The sequence below is a fragment of the Nocardia sp. NPDC004722 genome (assembly GCF_053601505.1).
Genome location: NZ_JBSGBY010001117.1, coordinates 1 through 1,053, shown reverse-complemented (window position 1 = coordinate 1,053; position 1,053 = coordinate 1). Strand labels below are relative to the sequence as shown.

The 1,053-nt window shown below is 65.2% G+C and carries 1 protein-coding gene; it reads left to right on the top strand.

The window, feature by feature from the left end:
- Positions 1-293: 293 nt before the first annotated feature.
- Positions 294-893: a hypothetical protein gene (locus ACWELQ_RS46205; RefSeq protein WP_452403275.1), complete on the top strand. Its 600-nt coding sequence runs from the start codon at positions 294-296 to the stop codon at positions 891-893.
- Positions 894-1,053: the final 160 nt, after the last annotated feature.

Sequence of the window (1,053 nt, the reverse complement as noted above, 5' to 3'; positions counted from 1 at the left end):
CGTCGGTGCGCTTGATGGTCACGTCCATCGGTGATGTCATCGCATGTCTCGCATCTCATCTCACATGTTCTGTAGCCGACGGAGGATTTCGCCGATCGCCGCATAGCGACCGGTTCTCTTGATGTCCATGGCGCAGAAGTCTTTGTGAATCACCAATCTTTCACAAGAGCTGCGCGGGACCCTGGTTTTCGGGGCGTGCAACGCCGTCGGCAGTAGCGGGATTCGGTCACGGAACCGGGTGATCGGTGGTATGTCGAACCGCGCGCCGCAGCGCCTGCCGGTAGGGTTCGGACGTGCCAATCGCGTTCGACACCACAGGCTTCCAGCAGAACGGTGAGGATGTATGGGATCATCCGCTCACCGGTGATCGGGTGATCCGGCAGTACACGCCGGGGCCGCCGATCATTCCCGCGCCCTTGGAGGACCTGCCGACGCTGCGGCGTGAACTGACCGAGGCCAGTGCGGAGAACGGGTGCTTGGTCGAGGCGCATGTCATCACGTTCGGGGGACTGCCCACCCTGTTGCGGTTCGAGAAGATCCGGCATTGGAATCGCTCCGACGGTCTGATCTACACCGCGTCGTTCATCGTCCCCCGGGCAACAGGCAGCGCGGCACTGCTCGTTCTGTGCGCCGAGAACGGCCTCACCGGTGAACGTGACGCCCTGGTCGGCATCAAACTGGGCATGGACCGCATGTACCCGCCCCACCCCTACGCCCCGAATATCCGTGGCGCCCTGCCCTACAGCGCAGCCGACGACCCTCAATGGGACCCCCAATTCCCTGACCACCCGCTGAGCCGCGCCCGCCGCTGGTACGCCTCGATCTCCGCCTCCGCCCACATCGACCCCCGCTTCGCCGCCCTCCCGCCCTTCACCGGCCCCGTCACCCGCTAGCTCCAAGATTTCGGATTCGGGCCTATCCCGGCGATCCACTCGAGGAGTACGGGGTCGTCGAGGCGGTGATGGCGGGTGTGGGGGTGGGGTGAGTTCGCGGCCTTGCCGATGCCGATGATGCTGAGACCGGCGGCGTGGGCTGCGGCGATCCCGATGGTGC